18 protein-coding genes are annotated in these 22,483 nt (G+C 58.7%); 13 read left to right on the top strand and 5 right to left on the bottom strand.

Going from position 1 to position 22,483, the window contains the following annotated elements:
* Nucleotides 1-140: 140 nt before the first annotated feature.
* The gene (locus tag HUV30_RS16545) at nt 141-695 is read right to left on the bottom strand and encodes a YbhB/YbcL family Raf kinase inhibitor-like protein (RefSeq protein WP_174406608.1); all 555 of its coding nucleotides are present in this window, start codon (nt 693-695) and stop codon (nt 141-143) included.
* Nucleotides 696-758: 63 nt separating this feature from the next.
* Nucleotides 759-1,667: a helix-turn-helix domain-containing protein gene (locus HUV30_RS16540; RefSeq protein ID WP_174406607.1), complete on the bottom strand. Its 909-nt coding sequence runs from the start codon at nt 1,665-1,667 to the stop codon at nt 759-761.
* 443 nt (nt 1,668-2,110) lie between these two features.
* Between HUV30_RS16540 and HUV30_RS16535 the strand changes: the two genes are divergently transcribed.
* The 12 genes from HUV30_RS16535 to HUV30_RS16480 all read left to right on the top strand — a co-directional run bounded on the left by HUV30_RS16535 (nt 2,111) and on the right by HUV30_RS16480 (nt 18,147).
* Nucleotides 2,111-6,910: an AAA family ATPase gene (locus tag HUV30_RS16535; RefSeq protein ID WP_174406606.1), complete on the top strand. Its 4,800-nt coding sequence runs from the start codon at nt 2,111-2,113 to the stop codon at nt 6,908-6,910.
* 129 nt (nt 6,911-7,039) lie between these two features.
* Nucleotides 7,040-7,507, top strand: a complete 468-nt coding sequence (gene ybaK / locus HUV30_RS16530; protein ID WP_174406605.1) for a Cys-tRNA(Pro) deacylase — start codon at nt 7,040-7,042, stop codon at nt 7,505-7,507.
* Nucleotides 7,508-7,686: 179 nt separating this feature from the next.
* Nucleotides 7,687-8,106: a D-ribose pyranase gene (rbsD, locus tag HUV30_RS16525; RefSeq protein WP_174406604.1), complete on the top strand. Its 420-nt coding sequence runs from the start codon at nt 7,687-7,689 to the stop codon at nt 8,104-8,106.
* A complete protein-coding gene (rbsA, locus tag HUV30_RS16520) occupies nt 8,106-9,623 on the top strand; it encodes a ribose ABC transporter ATP-binding protein RbsA (RefSeq protein ID WP_243452228.1) in 1,518 nt (505 codons plus the stop codon). Before rbsD ends, rbsA begins: the two co-directional genes overlap by 1 nt.
* Complete coding sequence (gene rbsC, locus HUV30_RS16515) at nt 9,620-10,594, top strand: ribose ABC transporter permease (RefSeq protein ID WP_174406603.1); 975 nt, start codon at nt 9,620-9,622, stop codon at nt 10,592-10,594. The genes rbsA and rbsC overlap by 4 nt, the downstream gene beginning before the upstream one ends.
* A 23-nt stretch (nt 10,595-10,617) precedes the next feature.
* Nucleotides 10,618-11,493 carry a ribose ABC transporter substrate-binding protein RbsB gene (rbsB, locus tag HUV30_RS16510; RefSeq protein ID WP_174406602.1) on the top strand — a complete coding sequence of 292 codons (876 nt, stop codon included), beginning with the start codon at nt 10,618-10,620 and terminating at the stop codon, nt 11,491-11,493.
* A gap of 199 nt (nt 11,494-11,692) precedes the next feature.
* The gene (gene rbsK / locus HUV30_RS16505) at nt 11,693-12,619 is read left to right on the top strand and encodes a ribokinase (RefSeq protein WP_174406601.1); all 927 of its coding nucleotides are present in this window, start codon (nt 11,693-11,695) and stop codon (nt 12,617-12,619) included.
* A gap of 6 nt (nt 12,620-12,625) precedes the next feature.
* Nucleotides 12,626-13,630, top strand: a complete 1,005-nt coding sequence (locus HUV30_RS16500) for a substrate-binding domain-containing protein (protein ID WP_174406600.1) — start codon at nt 12,626-12,628, stop codon at nt 13,628-13,630.
* A 521-nt stretch (nt 13,631-14,151) separates the two neighbouring features.
* Nucleotides 14,152-14,601, top strand: coding sequence for a PPC domain-containing DNA-binding protein (locus HUV30_RS16495; protein WP_243452227.1), 450 nt, complete (start codon nt 14,152-14,154; stop codon nt 14,599-14,601).
* A 5-nt stretch (nt 14,602-14,606) separates the two neighbouring features.
* Nucleotides 14,607-15,200, top strand: coding sequence for an ECF transporter S component (locus HUV30_RS16490; protein WP_174406599.1), 594 nt, complete (start codon nt 14,607-14,609; stop codon nt 15,198-15,200).
* Nucleotides 15,201-15,220: 20 nt separating this feature from the next.
* The gene (locus tag HUV30_RS16485; RefSeq protein ID WP_174406598.1) at nt 15,221-16,000 is read left to right on the top strand and encodes an energy-coupling factor transporter transmembrane component T family protein; all 780 of its coding nucleotides are present in this window, start codon (nt 15,221-15,223) and stop codon (nt 15,998-16,000) included.
* A gap of 140 nt (nt 16,001-16,140) precedes the next feature.
* Complete coding sequence (locus HUV30_RS16480; RefSeq protein WP_174406597.1) at nt 16,141-18,147, top strand: ABC transporter ATP-binding protein; 2,007 nt, start codon at nt 16,141-16,143, stop codon at nt 18,145-18,147.
* Nucleotides 18,148-18,247: 100 nt separating this feature from the next.
* Here the strand turns inward: HUV30_RS16480 and HUV30_RS16475 are convergent, their stop codons facing one another.
* A complete protein-coding gene (locus HUV30_RS16475; RefSeq protein WP_174406596.1) occupies nt 18,248-19,144 on the bottom strand; it encodes an AEC family transporter in 897 nt (298 codons plus the stop codon).
* 455 nt (nt 19,145-19,599) lie between these two features.
* Here HUV30_RS16475 and HUV30_RS16470 point away from each other — a divergent pair, with 455 nt between their 5' ends.
* A complete protein-coding gene (locus HUV30_RS16470) occupies nt 19,600-20,439 on the top strand; it encodes a MerR family transcriptional regulator (protein ID WP_174406595.1) in 840 nt (279 codons plus the stop codon).
* Nucleotides 20,440-20,495: 56 nt separating this feature from the next.
* On the opposite strand, the gene HUV30_RS16465 is transcribed toward HUV30_RS16470, so the two are convergent.
* Entirely contained in the window at nt 20,496-21,359 is an 864-nt protein-coding gene (locus HUV30_RS16465) for a YitT family protein (RefSeq protein WP_174406594.1), read from the bottom strand.
* A complete protein-coding gene (locus HUV30_RS16460) occupies nt 21,331-22,296 on the bottom strand; it encodes a DMT family transporter (protein ID WP_174406593.1) in 966 nt (321 codons plus the stop codon). The genes HUV30_RS16465 and HUV30_RS16460 overlap by 29 nt, the downstream gene beginning before the upstream one ends.
* Nucleotides 22,297-22,483: the final 187 nt, after the last annotated feature.

Below are 22,483 nucleotides of genomic sequence, written 5' to 3'. Positions count from 1 at the left end.
CAAAAACGGATTTGTATCGCTTATACGAGGTGCAGGAACGTTAGGTTCCTGCCCGGCGGAGCCAAGAAACCAGAAATGACTTCTTCAACGGCCAGAGGCACCGGCAGAAAACCGGTGCCTCTTTTTTTTGCCGCAAGGGGCTACCGGCCATACCGCGCGGTCAACGTGGCCTTGGCGATGGTGTGCTGCCCCAGCATGAAACCGACCATGGCCGCAGAGGCATCCTGCGGCAGATCAAGCTGTTCCGTGTCCAGCGCGTGCAGGGTGAATATATAACGGTGGGCGGCGTCACCTGAAGGCGGACAGGCTCCGCCGAATCCGGGAGTCCCGAAATCCGTACGGGACTGCACAACGCCTGCGGGCAGGGCTTTTCCGTCCGCTGCACCGGCTCCGGCAGGCAGGGCGCGTTCCGTTGCCTGAATATTGAAGACCACCCAGTGCCACCAGCCGCTGCCCGTGGGCGCATCAGGATCGTAGACGGTAAGGGCAAAACTGCGGGTGCCGGCGGGCGGGGCTGTCCAGTTGAGTGCGGGCGAACGGTTGTCACCGTCGCAGCCGAAGCCCTTATACACCTGTACGGCGGAGAGCATGCCGCCTTCGGTCATGTCAGGGCTGGAAAGGGTGAAATCAGAGGCAAGGGCCGCCGATGCCGAAAGCAGCAGGGCCAGACAGGTGGAAAGCAGTGTGATACGCATGGGTATTCTCCTTTTGAAGAGGTTGCATGCGGGTATCATGCCCCCTTCTGCGGGAGAATGCGCTCACGAAACGGCCATTTGCCGTCCCGTAACGGACAAATGCGCTCCGTTTGCCGCATTGAGCCGGAGTACCTCGGCCGGTGCCAGCCCGAACCGTTCCCTGAACAGCACGGCAAAGCGGGAGGGTGAATCGTAACCGCACCGTGCCGCCACCTCACCCACACTGCCCGCGTTGGTCTGCAGCAGGGAAAGCGCCGAGTTCAGGCGCACATCACGCAGCACGGTCCGCAGGCTGGTGCCTTCCGCCTCAAGCCGTCTGCGCAGGGTGCGGTCGCTCACGGCCAGATGCCGGGCAATGCCTGCCACGTCCCACTTGCGGGCGGGGTCCATGCCCACCATGAAGGCGCAGCGCGCGCTCCATGTTGCGGCCTTGTCCCAGATGGAAGGCAGGCAGGTGCTGCGCGCGGCAATGAGCGTGAGCACCGTTTCAAGGCAGAGAGAAAGCACGGTCTGCTCGGCGGGACACTGGTGCGCCATATCCAGAAAATGCGCAATGGAGCCGATGAGCGGGGTATCGACCCGCACCCGCAGGCTATCGGTCACCGTTACGGTAGCGGAATCGGATGCTGCGCAAGGCAGACCAGCCGCCCGCGCCAGTTGCTCTTCACCGAACGCAAGGCACAGGGCCATGTACCGGCCGGAAACGCTGTCGGGATGGTTTTCCACGCTGAACGGAATGCGGGGCGGCAGCATGAACATGCTTCCTGCAGGAAAGACAGAGCTTGCCTGCCCTGTGGAAAGCACCTTTTCTCCCTGCAGCACCAGAACAGCGCAGGCACCGGAAACCATGACGGAGTGCAGCCGGTGCCGCTGCACGGCATGGACGGTGGTGTAGGCGTTGACGGTCAACCCGGCGGCTGATTGCGAAGAGGCCGGAACCCACTCCAGCCGTTCCATGAGAGAGGCAAGCATATGGCCCGTCTAGCAGCAGCCCCGTGAAAAGGCAAACGCCCGTGACATGCAATGTATCGTCACATCGCCCCGGGCCGAATATCGGAGAACCTCATCACACAGTACCGGTTTTGCCCAAGCGTATCAGATGGTAACGGACCTTCACAGGCCGTAACACCCTATCGCGGAATTGTTGAAACCTACCCGCCCCCCCTAAATAGCAGACAGAGCCACACCGCGCCTTGCCCGTAGCGGCCGTCCGTCCATATGAGCCGGTCTCACGCCGAAATAAAATTCTGCTGGCATATCAGTAACAACTCCTGTTTTCTCTTCCACCATTACCACCTATCGCATATTTTATAATTGGTTCTGAAACCGCATAAGGTACAAGGTAACTTCTGGAGCCAGATCCGGAGTAGACCAGCGTTACAAGGGCTGCTGCCGACTTCAAGGAGGACTGCCTTTTGACAAGACAACCTGCAGTTGCAAAAGAAGTGGCGGCCAACCGGCAGAGCCGGTTGAACATTCCCACCAAGCTCTACGGGCGCGAGAACACCATTGATGCGATGGTCAGCGCCTTTGAAAGTGTGTGCGAAGGCGCGGGCCTGCTCATGCTCGTGCCGGGCTATTCCGGTGTGGGCAAAACATCTCTCGTGCAGCAGCTCAGAACACCAACCTCCCGCCGCAACGGCTTTTTTTGTCAGGGCAAGTTCAACCAGTTTCAGCAGGGAGTACCCTACTTTGCCATCCAGCAGGCTTTGACGGATCTGCTCTATCAGCTTCTCCGCGAGGAAGAATCCCGCAAAAACGAATGGCGGCAGAAGATTCTGGAAGCCGTGGGCAACCTCGGACAGCTGCTCATAGACCTTTCCCCGAGATTCGAAGCACTCATCGGCCCGCAGCCGCAGGTTGCAAACATAAACCCCATGGAAGCGCGCCACCGCTTCTCCGACCTGTTCAGAAACATCATCAAGGTCTTCTGCAAACCGGACCATCCCCTTGTCCTGTTCATAGACGACTGGCAGTGGGCGGATCAGGCCTCCCTTGAACTGCTCAAGACTCTCGGCATAGGCAGGGACCTGAACTATATTCTTGTTGTTGCAGCCTACCGCAACAACGAGATTCATGAATCCCACCCCTTTGCGGCCGTGCTCAGCGAACTGAACATACTGGGAACCCCGGCCTTATCGCTGGAAGTAAAACCCCTTTCCTTTGAAAACGTTGCGCAGTTCGTCAAAGACGCATTGCCGCCTTCTGTCATCAAGTTCGACGGGCTTGCCCGCATAGTCCATGACCGGACACGGGGAAATCCCTTCTTCATGCACGCCTTTCTGGAGTTCATCCATGACAACGGGCTGTTGCAGTACGATCCGGCAAAATCGGCATGGCGGTGGAGCGGCAGCAGAAAGGATACGGAAGCATTCCCGGAAGATGTAGTCTCACTCTTTGCCAAGCGGTTCCGCCAGTACGCTCCCGCCAAACAGAAACTGTTGTTTCAGGCGGCAAGCCTTGGCAACGTCTTCGAACTGGCGCGGCTGAGCATGGTGAGCGGTCATGAGCAGCAGATCTGCCTTGAGCTTCTGCGCACCGAGGTGCAAAAGGGGTTACTTGTTCCACTGAGCACCGATTTTCCTGCACAAAACCACGGAGAGCTGCCCACGCATGTGCGCTTCATCCATGACCGCGTGCAGCAGGCGGCATACAGCCTTGTCCCTGAAACCGAACGGCCTGCCGAAAAGCTTGCCATAGGCAGAATACTGCTCAAACGGCTCGACCATACTGCTCTTGCCGACCATCTCTTCGAAATCACACGGCACATGAATGCGGGCAAACACCTGCTTACCGATCCCGCAGAGCGTATTCTGCTTCTGCAGCTGAATGTCCGTGCGGCCCGCAAGGCCAAAGCCGCCTCCGCCTTCAACGCCGCTCTCGAATTTCACAGGGAAGCAGGGGAACTGCTGGATGACCGGAACACGGCGGACAAGGCATGGAAGAAACACCATGAAGAAACCATGGCGCTGTATCTGGAATGGGCTGAAACGGAATTTCTTGAAGGAGACCAGCCCAGCTCGGTGCAGCATATCAAAACAGCCATGGACCACGCCGCAACTCCGCTCGAACGGGCCGAAGCCCAGCGGGTGCTCATTGTGCAGTACACCCTGCAGGCGCATTATCCGGATGCCATTGCCGCAGGCCGCAACGGGCTTGAAGCCCTTGGCATCTTCCTGCCCCACGATGATTACGAAACCATGCGCGACAAGGAAATACGGCAGGTGCGGGAGCACATCGGCAGAAAGTCCGTCGCCTCGTTTTTCGACAAGCCCGTCATGAGCCACCCTGAAATGAGCAAGGCGACACAGTTGCTCATCACCATGGGACCGCCGTGCTACCGTTCGCACCAGCGACTATGGTCGGTGCTCGTCCCCAAGGTGGTGAACCTTGTGCTCAAATACGGCAACATGCCGGAAGTGGGCTACAGCCACACCGCACTCGCCGGACTGCTCATCTGGGTGAAAAACGACTTCGCTCTGGCACGGGAGTTTTCCGATCTTGCCTCAAACCTCATGACACGCATGTTCCAATCGCCATCCGACAGGAGCGTCTTCCATCTCATGATCGGCAGTTCAGCCCGTCATTGGTTCCACCATATGAGCCGCTCCAGCCAGGATTATGCAGATGCTTATGAGATCGGTTCGCGCTTCGGCAACCTGCAATATGCCGCCTATGCCTTCGGGCACGACATGTATTGCCGCTTCTTTCAGGGTACGCCGCTGCTCAGGCTGCGCAAGGAAATAGAACATTCCCTCAATTTCAGCCGCACCCGCCGCAACCAGTGGGCCATAGACCTGCTGGAAGGCGGCTGCCGCATCATAGACGAGCTGACAAACGAAACCACGACAGGCAGCCGCAATTGGGAAAGGAACTATCTGCACAGCGTGGACAGCCACGACAACATTCAGGTTGCCTGCATTTACAATGTGCTGCGCTCCTTCATGCTCTTCCTTTCCGGCGACCATCAGAAGGCCCTGCAGTATTCGGACATGGCGGACGAAACCATCTACTCGGTAGGTGTGCAGGGGCTGCTCCCGTGGCCCGAACACCTGCTCATCCGGTTCATGATCCTTGCCTCGCTGCAGGGTAGTGTCAAAGCAAAAGATAGGCACCTCAGACTGCCCGAAATGGAAGCCATTCTGGAGCGCCTGCGGGTCTGGGCGCAACACTGCCCCGAGAACTACGCATTCAAACTCAGTCTGGCCGAGGCAGAAATGGCGCGCCTTGCCAATCTCCACGGCGACGCCACCGTGCACTACGAGCATGCCATAGAAGAGGCGCAGAAAGGCGGTTTTATCCAGTGGCAGGGCGTTGCGAACGAACGGGCGGCCCGGTTCTGGGAAGAACTCGGACTGAGCATGAATGCCGTCATCTACTGGCAGCAGGCATACACCTGTTTTGACAGCTGGAATGCCTACTACAAGACCTCCCTGATGGAAAAACGCTTTCAGGACAGAATACTCAAGGCTTTTCCTGTGGCGAACGACAGCAGGCAGGCCCAGCGGGTCAAGGACATCCGCGACTCACTGCTGACAAAACGGCTGGAACTTCTGCGCTCCCGCGAAATACATCAGGAGGAGCACTCGAAACGGCGGGATGCGGAACAGCAGGCCCAAGAACTGGCACAGGCCATGACGCGACTCAGAGAAGAGGTAGCCAACCGCAAGATTCTGGAAGGCAAATATCGTGAAAGCCTGACTCTTCTGAACGCCACGGGCAGAATGGCCAGAGTGGGCGGGTGGAAGCTGTATACCGATTCCGACCGGCTGGAATGGAGCGAGCAGGTATACGATATTCATGAGGTCGCCCCGGACTACGTGCCCTCTGCGGCAACGGGCATTCAATTCTACCATCCGGATGACGTTCCCGTTCTTGTCGCCGCCATAGATGCATCGAGGGAACACGGCACGCCCTTTGATCTGGAGCTGCGCCTCACCACGGCAAAAGGGAACGAACTCTGGGTGCGCACCACCTGCCAGCCTGAATCGCGCAACGGCAAGGTTTTCTGCCTGCATGGGGCATTTCAGGACATTACGGAACGCAAGCAGTTCGAACTTTCCCTGCGCAAAGCCAAGGACGATGCCGATGCCGCCAGCCGGGCCAAATCCATGTTCCTTGCAAACATGAGCCATGAGATACGCACCCCGATAAATGGCATAACCGGCATGCTGCAACTGATGCAGAAAACCGACCTTGATGCGGAGCAGGCCGAATATACTACCGCCGCCCTGCAATCCACACGGCGCCTGACGCAACTGCTTTCCGACATCCTCGACCTGTCACGGGTAGAGGCAGGACGGCTGGAGCTTGCCTTCATGCCCTTCAGGTTTGCCGATATGGCCACTTCCATCTCTCAGCTTTTCGAACCGGTTGCCAGCCAGAAGAGGCTGCAGTTCAAGGTTACACTGGACGGGGATATGCCCCCCATTCTCGTCGGCGACATGCTGCGCATACAGCAGATACTGAACAACCTTGTCGGCAATGCCATCAAGTTCACCAATTCAGGCCATGTGCTGCTTGAAGCCTGCTTCATTCCGGCCACATACGGCACCACGCCGCGGCTGCTGTTCTCGGTTTCCGATACGGGCATAGGCATTTCGGGATCCATATTGGACAAGCTGTTCGAATCCTTCACACAGGCAGAGGGCGACCACACAAGACAGTTTCAGGGAGCCGGGCTTGGGCTTGCCATTACCCGCGAGCTGGTCAACCTCATGCACGGCACGGTCTATGTGGAAAGCCATCCGAACAGGGGAACGGAGTTTCATGTCTCCATCCCCTGCAGTGTGGCCTCGGCCGACATGCTCGACGCCCCCGCAGAGATGCAGGAAGCCCCATCCTCCACACTACGCATTCTTCTGGCAGAAGACGACAAGGTCAGCCAGCTTACCATTATCCGCATGCTCGAAAAGATGGGCCATATGGTCCGCTGTGCCGAGAACGGAAAAATGGCTCTGAATCTGCTGGCGGAAGAATCCTTCGACCTCGTTTTCATGGATGTGCAGATGCCTGTGATGGACGGGGTGGAAGCCACCAGAAACATCCGCAGAGGTGCAGCGGGTACGGATGTAAAAGACATACCCATCATCGCCATGACAGCATACACCATGTCCGGCGACAGGGAATCGTTCCTTGCCGCAGGCATGTCAGGCTACATATCCAAACCGGTGGAATTCGGCGAACTTGAAGATTGGCTGGGGCAACTCCGCTAAGGCATCAGCGCTCCCCTGCCCCGACCGGTGAGGCATTACCCGTTGACCTGCGGCCGCATCTGCGGAAAAAAGAGCGGCAGGCGATAGCGCGCCTGAACTCTTCCCGCAACATTCAACCGGATACGACACATGACCCCTGCCATTGATACCGCGAAAAAGGCCAAGATTTCCTATGTTGTTCACGAATACCACCATGACCCGGATGCAGAATCGTACGGGCTGGAAGCGGCGGAAAAGCTCAATACCGACCCCGCCCGCGTGTTCAAGACCCTTGTGGTGAGCGATGGCGGCAAGGACCTGACCGTGGCCGTTGTGCCTGTGGAGCACCAGCTGGATCTCAAGCTGCTGGCCAAAGCCGTGGGCGCAAAGAAAATGGCCATGGCTGACGTAAAACTGGTGGAACGCACCACCGGCTATGTGGTGGGCGGCGTAAGTCCGCTGGGACAGAAAAAACGCCTGCGCACGGTCATAGACGCATCAGCGCAGGAGTTTGAAACCATGTTCGTAAGCGCGGGCCGCAGAGGCCTTGAAATTGAACTTTCCCCCGCTGATCTTGCTGCCCTTACCGGAGCCATCTTCGCGCCTGTAGCCAGATAATTCCGCGCGCACCTGCCGATCTTCTGCCGTTTTTACCGGCTTGTCCGCTTTCTCCGGTGCCTTGTGAGCATCACGTTATTTTGTGCTTCTCCCGCATCGAAACGTTTGCGCAAACGTTTCGATGCGTGTAGAATACGCTTATCAATTGCGCAATGCACAGTTTTACGGGGTGGAAACTGATGAAAAGAACAGCACTGATCAATTCAGAAATATCCTATCTCATTGCCAAAATGGGGCACTTTGACGCCCTTACCGTGTGCGATGCCGGTCTGCCTGTTCCGGCCGGTGTGCAGCGGGTCGATCTGGCGGTATCACAGGGCATCCCCTCCTTCATGGACACAGTACGGGCCGTGGTCTCCGAAATGGAGCTGGAAGGCGTGGAACTGGCCGAAGAATTTGAAACGGTCAGCCCCGCCCTGCACAAAGAGCTGCTCGCCTTTCTGGAAGGCGTGGCAAAGGAACGCGGCAAGCCCATTCCGGTTTCCCATGTGCGGCACGAGCAGTTCAAACTGAACACCCGCAGAAGCGTGGCCGTTATACGCACGGGCGAGTTCACCCCCTACGCCAACATAACCTTGAAGTCCGGCGTGGTCTTCTAGTGGACGGCGCGCAAGGCACACTGCTCACGCTGGAAGGCATCGAAAAGAGCTTTCCGGGTGTAAAGGCGCTGGACGGCGTTTCTCTGCGTGTGGAAGCTGGCCGCGTCATGGCCCTTGTGGGTGAAAACGGCGCGGGCAAATCCACGCTCATGAAGGTGCTCACGGGCATCTACAAAGCGGATGCAGGCTCCATCGTCTTTCTGGGCAAGCCGGGCATCTTCAAAGGGCCAAGGGAATCGCAGAAGGCGGGCATAAGCATCATCCATCAGGAACTGAATCTGCTGCCCGAACTTTCCATTGCGGAGAACATCTTTCTCGGGCGCGAACCTGTGGGCGCATTCGGCAGAATCCTCTGGAGCGAGCTGTACGAAAAGGCCGATGCCCTGCTCCGCAAACTGGGCGTGAACCGCCCCTCGCGTACCCGCGTTGGCGAGCTCGGCATAGGCGAGCAACAGATGGTGGAGATCGCCAAGGCGCTCTCCTTCGAATCGCGCGTCATCATCATGGATGAGCCCACAGACACCCTCACCGACACGGAAACCCGCGCCCTGTTCGCCGTCATAGATGAACTGCGCCACGCCGGTCACGGCATCGTCTACATATCCCACCGCCTGAAGGAAATCTTCGAAATCTGCGACGACGTTACCGTGCTGCGCGACGGTAAGTTCATAGGCGAACGCCGTGTGACCGACATTGACGAAGACACGCTCATAGAAATGATGGTGGGTCGCAAGCTTGAGGAACAATACCCGCGCGTGCATGTGGGCGCGGGCAACGTCAGCCTTGAGGTACACGACCTTGTGGCACCGGGGCTGAACGGCGTGTCACTGGCCGTGCGTGAAGGCGAGATTCTCGGCATATCCGGCCTCATGGGGGCAGGACGCACCGAACTGATGAAGGCCATATTCTGCGGCTACGGCATCCGCAGCGGCGGGGTGGCCATGTTCGGTGAACCGCTCAGAATCTCCTCGCCGGGGGAAGCCCTGCAGGCGGGCATTGCCTACATCAGCGAGGACAGAAAGGCGGACGGCCTCATTCTGGGCCTGTCGGTGAAGGAGAACATGACCCTCTCCGCACTCAAGCGCATTTCCAACGCCGCCGGACACATACGCACTCCGGACGAACACACCGCCGTGGACGGATTCATAAATGCCTTCAACATCCGCACGCCCTCGCGGGAACAGTCCGTGGGCAATCTTTCCGGCGGCAACCAGCAGAAGGTGGCCATTGCCAAGGGGCTCATGTCCCAGCCCAAGGTGCTCATTCTGGATGAGCCCACGCGCGGCGTGGATGTGGGAGCAAAAAAAGAAATCTATCATCTGATCAACCAGTTCAAGCAGGAAGGCATGAGCATTATTCTCGTCTCGTCCGAAATGCCGGAAGTGCTGGGCATGAGCGACCGCATCCTCGTGATGCATCAGGGACGCATAAGCGGCGAATTCTCTGCGGCAGAGGCTGATCAGGAAAAACTCATGGCGTGCGCCATCGGCAGAACACGGAAGGAGGCTCAGGCATGAGCTCAACAAAATCCGCATCGCATGCGGGAGAAGGCGTATCGCTCAAGCAGCGCCTCATTCAGCAGAAAACCCTGATTGCGCTCGTGGTAATGATCATTGTCGTTTCCCTGCTCAACCCCAATTTCTTCACCACGGGAAATCTGCTCAACATCCTGCGCCAGACAGCGGTTAACGCCATCATTGCCGTGGGCATGACCTTTGTCATTCTCACGGCAGGCATAGACCTTTCCGTCGGTTCCGTGCTGGCGCTGTGCGGTGCCATAGGTGCCAGCCTCATCGCGGCGGAGCTGCCCATCGTGCTGGCCGTGGGGGCCGCGCTCGGCTCGGGCATTCTGCTCGGCGCGGCAAGCGGTGTCATCATCTCCAAGGGCAAGGTGCAGGCATTCATCGCCACTCTGGTCAGCATGACCATGGTGCGCGGCCTCACACTGGTCTACACGGATGGCCGCCCCATCAGCACCGGTTTTACCGACACGGCGGATGCCTTCTCCTACATCGGCACCGGCTACATGCTCGGCCTTCCGGTTCCCATCTGGATCATGGCTGTGGTGTTCGCGGCCGCATGGTATGTGCTCAAGCACACACGCCTCGGCCGCTATGTCTATGCGCTCGGCGGCAACGAGGCCGCCACCCGCCTTTCCGGCATCAATGTGGACCGCATCAAGATCACCGTCTATGCCATTGCGGGTTTTCTTTCCGCGCTGGCGGGACTTGTGGTCACCTCGCGCCTTTCTTCCGCACAGCCCACGGCAGGCGCAGGCTATGAGCTGGACGCCATTGCGGCCGTGGTGCTCGGCGGCACCAGCCTCATGGGGGGCAAGGGCACCATCATGGGTACGCTGCTCGGTGCCCTGATTATCGGCTTCCTCAATAACGCTCTGAATTTGCTCGATGTATCGTCATATTATCAGATGATCGCCAAGGCGCTGGTCATTCTGCTGGCAGTGCTTGTTGATACGAAGAGCAAGTAGAAGGACATCCAAAGGAGTATGGTATGAAAAGGATTACGACTCTCGTTGTGGCAATGTTGCTGTCTTTTGGGCTCACCGTGTCCGCTCAGGCCAAGGACACCCTTGCGCTGGTTGTTTCCACCCTGGACAACCCCTTCTTCGTCACGCTGAAGGACGGTGCCGTGAAAAAGGCACAGGAACTGGGCTATGAGCTCATCGTGCTTGATTCCCAGAACGATCCCGCCAAGGAACTTGCCAATGTGGAAGACCTTACCGTGCGCGGCGTAAAAGCCATTCTGATCAACCCCACCGATTCCGATGCCGTTTCCAACGCCATCCGCCTCATCAACAAGGCGGGCATTCCCGTGCTTACGCTTGACCGTGGCGCATCGCACGGCACCGTGACCAGCCACATCGCTTCCGACAACGTTGCCGGCGGCAAGATGGCTGGCGACTTCATGGCCGAAAAGCTCGGCAAGAACGCCAAGGTCATCCAGCTGGAAGGTCTTGCAGGCACCTCCGCCGCCCGTGACCGTGGCGAGGGCTTTGCCGCTGCCGTAAAGGCAAACGGCTTCAAGGTGCTGGCCAGCCAGCCTGCCGATTTTGACCGCACCAAGGGCCTGAATGTCATGGAAAACATGCTCGCCAGCAATGCCGATGTTCAGGGCGTTTTCGCCCAGAATGATGAAATGGCGCTTGGTGCCCTGCGCGCCCTGCAGGCCGCAGGCAAGAAGGTTGTGCTGGTCGGCTTTGACGGCACCGACGACGGCGTGGCCGCTGTGAAGCGCGGCGACATGGCCGGCACCATTGCCCAGCAGCCCGCCCTTATCGGCGCGCTCGGCGTGGAAGCAGCCGACAAGGTACTGAAGGGTCAGGCCGTGGAAAAGTACATTCCCGTGCCCCTGATGGTGGTCAAGTAAGCGATTCACCTGCGCGGTGCGCCGGAACATTCCGGCGCGCCGCTTCATCCACCACAGGCAGGGCGCACGCCCCTTCCACCAGCAGAACACCCACCGGACACTTTTCGTAAACCCATCGAAAACCTTCCGAATTTTCTCATTATAATCCAGCGTATTCGGAAGACTAGTCACACATTTCATGCACGCACAGGAGCACCGGATGCCTGCAAACAAGCTCATTGTCCTTGGCAGCGTCAATGCCGACCACGTTGTACAGGTGAATGCCTTTCCCCGCCCGGGCGAGACCATCACGGGGCACGGCTATCAGGTTCTTCCCGGCGGCAAGGGGGCCAATCAGGCCGTGGCCGCTGCCCGCTTCGGCGCGGACATAGGCTTCATCGCCTGCCTTGGCTCCGATGACTTCGGCACGCGCATGGAACAGGCATTCCGCGAAGACGGCATGGACACCCGCGCGGTCATGGCCGTGCCGGACATGCCCACGGGCATTGCCTTCATACAGATAGCCGCAAACGGCGAAAATTCCATTGTCATCTCTGCCGAGGCCAATGCCTGTCTCACGCCTGCCATGCTGGAACCCCATCTGAACTATCTGCGGCAGGCGCAGACCCTGCTCATGCAGCTGGAAAGCCCCATGGAAACCGTGGAGCTTGCCGCGTTCGAAGCCCGCAAGGCCGGTGTTGCCGTCATCCTTAACCCTGCTCCCGCGCGTCCGCTCTCCGATGCGCTGCTGGCCGCGCTGACCATGATCACGCCCAACGAAACCGAAGCCGAAATGCTGACCGGCATCAAGGTAACCGATGCCGCAAGCGCCTGCACCGCAGCACACAAGCTGCGTGACAAAGGCGTGCAATCGGTACTAATAACCCTCGGCGCGCAAGGGGCCTATTACAGCGGACCGGAAGGGGAACGCCTCATTCCCGGCTTCCGCGTGCAGGCGACGGATACCACCGCAGCCGGAGACACCTTCAACGGTGCATTTGCCGCCGCCCTGCAGGAAGGTCTGGACGTGGATGCCGCCATACGCATGGCCCACGCGGCAGCCGCCATATCCGTTACACGGCTTGGCGCGCAGACATCCATTCCGTACCGTGCGGAGATAGACACTTTTCTACAGTCCAAAAGCTAGGGTTGCATGGCTACCATCAAAGACGTTGCAAAGCTCGCCGGTGTTTCCACCTCTACGGTTTCTCATGTACTGAACGAAACCCGCTTCGTGAGCGAGCAAATTTCGGAACGGGTGCGCACGGCAGTGAACACGCTGAACTACCGCCCCTCATCCATCGCCCGCAGCCTGAAAGTGAATCGCACGAACACGCTGGGCATGCTGGTTTCCACCAGCAAGAACCCTTTCTTCGCAGAGGTGGTGCACAACGTTGAACGCCGTTGCTACGAGCGCGGCTACACCCTTTTTCTGTGCAATACTGACGGTGACGCCCACCGCATGCGCGCAAACCTTGATGCGCTGGAAGAAAAGCGCGTGGACGGCCTGTTGCTGCTGTGCAGCGAGGCCTCCAACGAAGTGCTCCGCCTGCTTGAGGAAGAACGCAGCACCCCGGTGGTCATCTTCGACTGGGGGTCAGATTCCGAGCATGTAGACCGCATCTACGACAACTCGCTCTATGGCGGCTATCTGGCCACCAGGCACCTCATTGACATGGGGCACACGCGCATAGGCTGCGTTACCGGCCCCATAGAACGGCGCTCTGCCCGCGAACGGGTCCAAGGCTTCCACAAGGCCATGGATGAAGCAGGATTACCCGTTTCCCCCGAATGGATCATCGAGGGCGACTACGACTGCGCAGGCGGCGTTGCGGCCATGGCCCGACTGCATGCCCTGCCGCACAGGCCGGATGCCCTTTTCGTCTGCAACGACATGATGGCGCTGGGTGTCTTTGCGGAAGCCGCCCGTCTCGGCGTGCGCGTTCCCGACGATCTTTCCGTCATCGGCTATGACGACATCTACATCGCGCGCTACATGACGCCCCCGCTCACGACCATCCACCAGCCCAAGGGTACCATCGCCGCCATGGCCGTTGATACGCTCATCGACCGGCTCGGCAGCAAGCGGGAAGAAGGCAAGGCCATACTCATTGAGCCGGGGCTTATTGAGCGGGCCTCTGTCCGCAGAATCGCGTAACCGTTTTCATGCCCCCATAGCAGGAATAAGGCCGGACAATTGTCCGGACTTTCAGGCTGCTGACGAAGCCATTTTGAGTTTTCTTCGCCTCCGGCGGGCAGGGGGATAATCCCCCTGCACCCGATATAAGCGAGATAATTTATTTTATTGGCTTCATTCCCGGCTTAATGAAGTCTGTTTTCCGCAAAATCGAAGTTCGTCATTACCCCAATGCGGCCGGACAATTGTCCGGCCGCTTTTTTCGGGCTTCGCGACGAACGAGTGCCTGCCTCATTGCCCATCGCACTGATTAGATCAATAGCAATTGCCTATGGTTATTGGCAAAAGCTATCACGCCATTCGATTGGACACAGCCCACCCCCGGCAGTATGTATCATAAATTCAGGTAAATCCCATTTGCCTTTCTGATAGCCTGTCATGTCTCAAGGCCCCTGCTCCCCCTGCCATACGGGAGTCTGCGCACCTTGCGGCACCGCGCATGCCGCGGCTAGAGCCTTCAGAACGGCACAAGGAGCAACGGCATGTCATGCATGGAACCCCGCACGCCCTCAGTGTGCATGTCGAACATGACGCATATGGCTCTGCGGCTTCATCCCGGTCAGGACCCTCTTGCCGAGCTTGAGCGCCTTGCCGTGGAACACGGCATAGAAGCCGCCTGCGTTCTCACCTGTGCGGGCAGCCTGACAAAAGCCTGCCTGCGCTTTGCCAACAGCCCCGATGCCACAGAGCTGCAAGGCCATTTTGAAATACTCTCTCTTACCGGCACATTCTCCCGTCACGGTTCCCACTTTCACATCGCCATAGCCGACGGTCAGGGCAGGACCATAGGAGCGCACCTGCTCCCCGGCAGCGCCGTCTATACCACGGCGGAAATCGTGCTCGGCATCCTTCCGGACCTGCGCTTTCTGCGCACCCATGATTCCCAGACAGGATTCCCCGAACTGGACATACAAACTTTAGCCAAGGAGTGAGTGGCATGAGTTTCGCTGAACGCGTCAAACAGGATTTTTCTACGTTCACATGGGTTCTGATCGCCGTTGCCATTGTGCTTAACATCGTCGTCGGCCAGCTTGTTTCGCTTCTCAAACTGCCCCTGTTTCTGGATTCCATCGGCACGGTGCTCGTGGGCGTGCTGGCCGGTCCCTGGGCAGGCGGGCTGACCGGTCTGCTCACCAACCTCATATGGGGCATGCTCACCTCGCCCGTGGCTGCAGCCTTTGCCCCCGTGGCCATGGTTATCGGCATTGCCGCCGGTTTCACGGCCCATTACGGTCTTTTCCGCAACTGGTGGCTTGCCATCCTTGCCGGTGTCATCATCACCGTGTTCAACGCCATTGTGGCCGTACCCATCCGCCTGTACATGTTCGGCGGCATCACCGGCAGCGGCGCAGACTTTGTCACCGCCTACATGCTGGCGCTCGGCAAGGACCTGTTCGGCTCCGTTGTAGTGACGGTGTTCACCTCCAACATCATCGACAAGGTTGCCACGGCCATTCTTGTGTGCGGCATCGTGCAGCTCATGCCCGCCAAGACACAGGCCCGCTTCTCCGGCAGCACGGTGGCGAACTAGGCGGCGCAAAGGAACGTTCCGTGCATTCTCCCAGCCTCACCCTCTACACGGAGGGCGCTTCGTGGCTGCATTCCCGCCACCCCTTCAGCAAACTTGCCTATCTTCTGCTGATCGCGGTGGCGGTGTATTGCGCCCCCGGTGCATGGATTCCCGATGCGGCCCTGCTGGTGCTGAACGTGGCTCTGGCCGCGTGGTGCGGCATTCTGCCTGCCGTATGGAAGCTTTCGTGGCGCACCATGCTGCCGCTTGCCCTGTTCATGCTCCCCATACACGGCCTGCTGTTTCCGGGTAATCACACGCCGGTCTATGCCGTTCAGGGCATCACCCTGTATGCGGAAGGGCTGCACTTTGCGGGCATCGTCCTGCTGCAGCTGGCAACCATTCTCACGGCCTCGCTGCTGTTCGCCTTCACCACGCATCCGGCCGACTACATCACCTCGCTCACGCAGGCAGGTTGGCCCCCCTTTGTTGCCTACCTCATGGGCAGCCCCCTGCTCATGCTGCCTGCCATGCGCGCCCGCACAGCAACCATTCAGGCAGCACAACGGGCGCGGGGACTGGATTCTGAAGGCGGGCTTATGGGGCGCATACGCGCACTGCCGCCACTGGTGACACCGCTTGTGCTGGGGGCTTTTTCCGAGATCGAACAACGGGCCATTGCGCTGGAACTGCGCGGATTCAGCGCCACAGGCCCCAGAACCAGCCTGCGCGAAGTGGCGGATTCCTCCCTGCAGCGCACTGCCCGAAAGGCCATGCTTGCCCTCTCCTTGGGCCTTGCCGCGTATGCGGTGTTTGCCTGACGTGACCCAAACCAATACCGGTCAACTACGATGACGCAGGCCTTCACTGGCGTACAACAGCATACAGCGGCCTGCATGAACGTGGCTTGAGCCACATCTGAATTTTCCCGAGAGTTCCTTGAGACGTACCCGAGACGACTATGACATCTGAAAACACGCCCCCGCTCCAAACTGCCGCGCGCCCGAACGCACATCAGCATGCCCATCAGAACGCGCATTCTCCGAGTTCCGATACACAGGTGGTGGTCGACTCCTTCAGCTTCACCTATGCCGGAGCCACAGCACCGTCCCTGCGCGATGTCAGTCTGCGCATAGGCCACGGAGAATTCGTGGTGCTGGCCGGCGCCAACAACGCCGGCAAATCCACGCTCTGCCACGCCCTTGCCGGAGTCATTCCGCACCTGCTTTCCGGCACGGTTCAGGGCAGCGTGCACATCTGCGGCAATGATGCTGGGGCGCTGCGGGTGGCCGAGCTGGCAAAACACCTCACCCTTGTAATGCAGAAGCCTGAGCAGCAGCTTTCCGGCGTACGCTTCACCGTGCGGGAAGAGGTGGCCTTTGCGCTGGAGAACAGGGGGGTGGAACGGGCAGAGATGCTGCAACGGGTCGATGCCGCCCTGTGCCAGACCGGGCTTGAAGCGCTGGCGGACCATTCTCCCCACCATCTTTCCGGCGGGCAGCTGCAACGCGTCATGCTGGCGGCGGCCGTTGCGGGCAACAGCCCCGTTCTGGTGCTGGACGAGCCTACAACATTTCTGGACCCCGCAGGCGAGCAGGAGGTGCTGTACCTGCTGCGGCGCTTATGCGACGAGGGTCGCACCGTCATACTGGCCGGACAACGCCCCGATGCCATGACCGCACAGGCCGACAGAATTGTCGTGCTGCATGAAGGAACAGTCGCCATGGATGGCCCGCCCCGTCAGGTGCTCACCTCGCCGCACCTTCGCGAGGCAGGGCTGAACTGGTCGCGATACACCAGAATAGCAGGGCTGGCCCACAGCCACGGGCTGTGGCGCACGGGCTGCACACCTGCGGAAACGGATGAACAACCGTTGCCTGTCTGCCTTGAGGAAACGCTGGAGGGCCTGCAGCATTTTGCGAACCGCAGAAACGAAGTTTGCCAGCCTGCTCACTCTGTCACGGCAGAGGAAACAGATATGGATGCCCGGCAGGATTCTGCGCCAATTTTTGAGCCGAGTTCTGAACCACGTTCTGAGGCGGCCACCAGAAGGGATGCTCAAATTGCTGCCGGAATTACTGTCGGAGTTGCTACTGGCCCAGATGCAGAAACGAGCTCAGCCAACATCAAAGGCATTGTCCTGAACGGGGTATGCTTCGAATACGGCAACGGGCCGCAGGTACTCACGGACATCACCCTTCGCATAGGCGGGGCAACGCAGAACGGACAAGGCGAAACCATTGCCCTGCTCGGGCATAACGGCTCCGGCAAAAGCACGCTGGTGCGGCATTTCAACGGCCTGCTCAAGCCCTGCAAAGGCACGGTGCAGGTAAACGGACTTTCCACCGCCACACAGCGCATAGCGCAACTGGCCGGACACGTGGCCCTGCTGTTCCAGAATCCGGACGACCAGATATGCAAAGGCACGGTGCTGGATGAAGTGGCTCTCGGCCCCCGCAATCTCGGCTTTGCAGAAGACAGGGTCAGCGAACTTACCCGCTCAGCCCTCGCGGCCATGGACCTTGCAGGCAGGGAACGCAGTAATCCCTACGACCTTGGCCTGAGCGAGCGCAAGCGCCTTGCCATTGCCTCCATTCTGGCCATGGATACGGATATCGTGGTGCTGGATGAGCCCACGGCAGGACTCGACCCGCGGGAGATAGCCCTTCTGGAAACTGCCATGCGCCAGCTGACGACGTGCGGCAAGAGCGTTGTGGTCATCAGCCACGACATGGATTTCGTGGCGGAAAACCTGAGCCGCGCCATTTGCCTTGAGGCTGGGCATATCCGCTATCAGGGACCCGTTTCCGGATTATTTGCCGACACCCCTCTGCTGGAACAATGCGGCCTGCTTCCGCCGCAGACCGTGCGCGTGGCAACAGGCTGCGGCATGCACCTGCACACCATCACACCGGAAGGACTGGTGCAGCGCCTGCTGACGGAAAGTGCAAAAACACCTCCCCGCTGACCTGCCGTGGCGGACGACATTCGCTGGCCCCTCGACCACTGCACCCGCGTCACCCGCATCACGCACGCCCCCACACGTCTCATGTCCTGAGACGAAACAACTAGATAATCAGATACAGCAAGGGCAGTGTAATGAACGACAACGCCATGCCCAGACTGACCAGCGCCGCCGCAAGTTCGGGCAGCAGGCCTCCGGCAATGGCCAGAGCTCCGGCAGTGACCATGGGCGGCATACCCGCCTCGAAAATGGCCACGTCGGCAGCCAGCCCGTGCACGCCAAGCAATCGGCATCCTGCCAAGGCTGCCAGCGGAGCCACCACCAGCTTGATTGCAAGACCAAACCCCAGCGGCTTCATCACGGCCGGACTCAGCCGGATTCTCAGCTGAAAGCCTATGGCTGTCATCACCAGCGGCGTAAGCATCCCCCCCAGCGAACCCAGTCCGCGTACCAGCGGTTCAGGATACGGCCAGCCGCGCAGGGCAATGCCTGCCACCAGTGCCATGGTGGGCGGAAAGAAGAATGCCCGCCTGAGCACATTGGCGGCAGAAACCTTGCCCTCTGAACCGAACATGGCAAGCATGACGGACCCGTACAGGGCAAAGATGAGTATCGTGCCAATCTGGTCGTAGATGATCAGGTACGGCAGCCCCTGCCCGCCGTAAAAGGCCTCCACCATGGGCACGCCCATGAAGGCCGTGTTGCCTATGGGGACGATGAGCAGCAGCACCCCAACGGTTTCGCGCGACCAACGCATCATGCGCCCAGCCCCTGCTACCAGAGCAGCAGAAAGAATGAGCATGGCCCAGGGCACCACCGCAGGCACCAGCATATCACGGGAAAGCTGTAACTGGGGAACCTTGAGCAGAATGACCGCGGGCAGGGCAACGTACAGGGCCAGCATGTTAAAGGCCTGTGCGGACTGGTCGGGAAACGCCTTGATCCTTCTGAACAGCATGCCCAGCCCCACGAAAAACCCGATGACAACAAAATTCTCCATTCTATCTCCATACGAATTGACTGTCTGAACAAACAGCAAGGCGCCACTCCGAGCCCTGCACGAACATAGATGAAGAGCACCATCTCTTCAATGCGCAATTTGTACAGTCAACCTATCGTAACACAACAATTGCAGCGGCGGGTATCCGATGGCCAAAGCTGGCTGAAAAGCGCCGAACAAGAGGGGGGTAGGGAGAGCTCGTCTGGTACAGGGCCGGACAGGATGCTCCCAGAGAGGGCAGAATTGCATGGTCCGCGTGGCATAGGCGTATGCGGGAAGGGTAATCAGGCTGAAGCCCGCAGAAATGCAACACTTTGGAACACGATATGCAGAAGATATTAACGCGACATGACGGACCGGAGTGACTTCCGGCCGGGCATTGTTCGCACGCACGCACCGGCCGCGTTTTGTTGCAGCGCCGGAAACCACTTTATCAGCTTCAACAGAGGAATATCATGAACTGCAAGGCGAAGTATTCCATCGGAGATGTCAGCCGCATCTGTAACGTCTCAAGAAAAACTCTGCGATATTACGATGATATCAACCTCATCACCCCTGAGCGCCAGAACTACAACAACTACAGATACTACTCGCACGAGGCGCTGCTGACCCTTCCCGTCATCAAATTCTACAAGCAGATGGGATTCACCCTCGAAGAAATGCGCCGGTTCATCGAAGAAAACAGGGAAAGCGGCCAGAACTACTACTCCATCAAAACCTCATTCAGCAACAAGATCAAAGAGCTGGAGCGGGTTCAAAGAGAAATAGACAAGCAGTACGTATCTATCAAGGGCTGGCACGACCTGATAACGGAAGCAGAACTGGTGCTTGCCTCCGACACCCGCGAAGTTGCCATCAAATATGTCGAGGGTGCCGAGTACCTGTACCAGAAGCAGGTCTTCAACAACGACTTCAAGAGCAGCATCATCAACATAGACTGGACCAACTATCTGGACAGTCTGAATATGGAGATAACCGGCCCTGTGATGCTCAACTTTCTTTCCCTCAAAAACAGGACCGACGAACACCCCAAGCAAATCGTGGTGATGCAGAAGCCCCTGCGCCCGGCACCGGAGGGCACCACCATACGATTCGGGGAATGCATGATGGCCGCCTGCTATCACATAGGCCCGCACGAAACCATCAACGAGACCTACACCAAGATGTTCAAGTGGGCCGAGCGATACGGCTATTCCTATGTGGGGGGATCGTACGAACGGTATGTCACCGACTATTGGACAACCAAGAACAGTGACCAGTTCGTGACCGAAGTGCTTATCAAGGTTTCGCGCTAGGCTTGTCCTTCGTGGGCCTGCCGCCACGGTGCTGCGGCAGGCCCACGAAGGCGGTTTTAATACTCTTTTCGAATGGCTATCTTGCCACCGAGCACGCTGAAGGTGTTTTCCACCACCAGAACGGCGTCCGGGTCCACGGCGAAAATAATCTCTTCAAGCGCACGCAGGCGCAGGTTGTCCGTAATGGAATAGACCATGTCGATGGGCGCTCCGGAATACCCGCCGCGTGCGGGAATCACCGTCGCATAGAACTTGCTGGTCTCCGTAAGCTGCCGGACTATGGCGTCCGCCTTGCGGGTGATGACACGCACGGCCTTGCGCTGGTTGAACAGCGACAGCACATATTCCGTGACCACCGAGCTGATAAACAGCATGACGAACGACGAGACAATGGTATCCGAGCTGAATCTGGACAGCGCCAGCAGCATCACCGCCCCGTTAATGGCAAAGTAGAACACGCCGAAGCGGATGCCGTATTTGCGGTTGAGGATGACCGCAAGCACATCGAGCCCGCCCCCGCCTCCATATGAACGCAGAATAATGCCGCTGCCCGCTCCCATGAAGGCGCCTGCGGCAATGGCGGCGTTCATGCCGTCGCGTATGCCGAGATCAAGCTGCACATACGAGGTCATCAACGCAATGGCGCTCATGGTCAGCAGGTTGAGAAAGAAGAACCGCCTGCTCACCCCTGTCCACGCTGCCGCAAACAGGGGTACGTTGAACATGAAATACCACTGCGAAAGCGATATGGCCGGGATGGCGCTATGCGCCACCACGGCCAGACCGTACAAGGCTCCGGGAACAAAGTTGTAGTGCATGGCAATACCGTTGTAGCCGACGATGAAGACAAATGCTCCGAGCATCAGCAGAAAGGTATTCCATACAAGGGAATTACTCAGTGTTTTGAGCGAACTGTTCATGTGGCGCCACCTTTATCCTCATCCATCTTGGCGTCTTAGCATAAAGGGCAATGATGATACCCGCAAGAATAATACCCCCGCTGAGCAGCTGGGCCACGGTTACCGGTTCGCCCAGAACAAGCCATGCGGCAAAACCGCTCACTGGCGGCAGGGTATAGTAGAACATGGCAGTCTTGGTGGCACCGAGCACCTGCACGGCCATGTTCCAGAGCAGGTAGCACAGCAGCGAGGCAAACACGGCCAGATAGACCAGCGACCACACAAGGGCAGAGCTCATTTCGGGCATGACAATGGTGCCGCCGCCTTCCCAGAGCGCCACGGGGATCAGGTATATGCTCCCCAGCAGGCAGATGGCCATGAGCAGAGTGGTCTGGCTCACCCTGTCGGTGACCAGCTTGAGGGTGTGGTTGTATACGGCGCTCATGAGCGCGGTCATGAGAATGATGATATCGCCGGAGGCAAATTCCATGGTGGCCAGCCGCATCAGATCGCCGTTGGTCACCAGCAGGCAGACGCCGAGAAAACTCACGCCAATGCCCACATACATGCGGCTATGGAACTTCTCACCCAGAAAACACTGAGCCGTCAGCGCGGTCAGCAAGGGAGAGAGTGTGGAAATAAGCGACATGTTCAGTGCGGCAGAGGTGTGCCCTGCCAGAAAGATCAACGTATCAAACAGGGATATGCCGCACAGCGCAATGACGGAAAGCGGAATGAACAGCTTGATGACTTCTGACCGCTCCTGCCACAGCGCGCGTATGCCGAAGGGAACGAACAGCAGCGTCGCAAATCCCCATCGCAGCAAATTCAGGGTGCCGGGATCGCCCATGCTGGCCATACCGCGCGAGGCAACAAAGTTTCCGCTCCAGTTGATGATGCTGAGAACGATAAAAAGGTAGCCTGCAACGTGCGTCATCTTGAATGTATTCCAGTTCATGTGCTGATTCCTGTGGGCCAGCCGTTTCCTGTCTTCCCTGCGGCCGGGGAGGACACGTCCGGACTCATGCCGAGTCGGCACCCCGTCGGATGCCTGTTGAAACGTTTGAAAACACCGGCCGTTTAAGATCCCGGTCGTGAAATCCATCGTCACGCGATGCGGCCCTGTCGCCTTCGGGAAAGGTTTC

The organism is Desulfovibrio subterraneus, assembly GCF_013340285.1.
In the GTDB taxonomy this organism is placed as follows: domain Bacteria; phylum Desulfobacterota; class Desulfovibrionia; order Desulfovibrionales; family Desulfovibrionaceae; genus Halodesulfovibrio; species Halodesulfovibrio subterraneus.
The sequence above is the reverse complement of the archived record's forward strand: the minus strand, read 5'-3'. Positions and strand labels throughout refer to the sequence as shown.

Excerpts from the sequence above, each read along its gene's own strand:
- HUV30_RS16545 (WP_174406608.1), bottom strand. The coding sequence starts at position 695 with ATGCGTATCACACTGCTTTCCACCTGTCTGGCCCTGCTGCTTTCGGCA.
- HUV30_RS16540 (WP_174406607.1), bottom strand. The coding sequence starts at position 1,667 with ATGCTTGCCTCTCTCATGGAACGGCTGGAGTGGGTTCCGGCCTCTTCG.
- ybaK (WP_174406605.1), top strand. The coding sequence starts at position 7,040 with ATGACCCCTGCCATTGATACCGCGAAAAAGGCCAAGATTTCCTATGTT.
- rbsD (WP_174406604.1), top strand. The coding sequence starts at position 7,687 with ATGAAAAGAACAGCACTGATCAATTCAGAAATATCCTATCTCATTGCC.
- rbsC (WP_174406603.1), top strand. The coding sequence starts at position 9,620 with ATGAGCTCAACAAAATCCGCATCGCATGCGGGAGAAGGCGTATCGCTC.
- rbsB (WP_174406602.1), top strand. The coding sequence starts at position 10,618 with ATGAAAAGGATTACGACTCTCGTTGTGGCAATGTTGCTGTCTTTTGGG.
- rbsK (WP_174406601.1), top strand. The coding sequence starts at position 11,693 with ATGCCTGCAAACAAGCTCATTGTCCTTGGCAGCGTCAATGCCGACCAC.
- HUV30_RS16500 (WP_174406600.1), top strand. The coding sequence starts at position 12,626 with ATGGCTACCATCAAAGACGTTGCAAAGCTCGCCGGTGTTTCCACCTCT.
- HUV30_RS16495 (WP_243452227.1), top strand. The coding sequence starts at position 14,152 with ATGTCATGCATGGAACCCCGCACGCCCTCAGTGTGCATGTCGAACATG.
- HUV30_RS16490 (WP_174406599.1), top strand. The coding sequence starts at position 14,607 with ATGAGTTTCGCTGAACGCGTCAAACAGGATTTTTCTACGTTCACATGG.
- HUV30_RS16480 (WP_174406597.1), top strand. The coding sequence starts at position 16,141 with ATGACATCTGAAAACACGCCCCCGCTCCAAACTGCCGCGCGCCCGAAC.
- HUV30_RS16475 (WP_174406596.1), bottom strand. The coding sequence starts at position 19,144 with ATGGAGAATTTTGTTGTCATCGGGTTTTTCGTGGGGCTGGGCATGCTG.
- HUV30_RS16470 (WP_174406595.1), top strand. The coding sequence starts at position 19,600 with ATGAACTGCAAGGCGAAGTATTCCATCGGAGATGTCAGCCGCATCTGT.
- HUV30_RS16465 (WP_174406594.1), bottom strand. The coding sequence starts at position 21,359 with ATGAACAGTTCGCTCAAAACACTGAGTAATTCCCTTGTATGGAATACC.
- HUV30_RS16460 (WP_174406593.1), bottom strand. The coding sequence starts at position 22,296 with ATGAACTGGAATACATTCAAGATGACGCACGTTGCAGGCTACCTTTTT.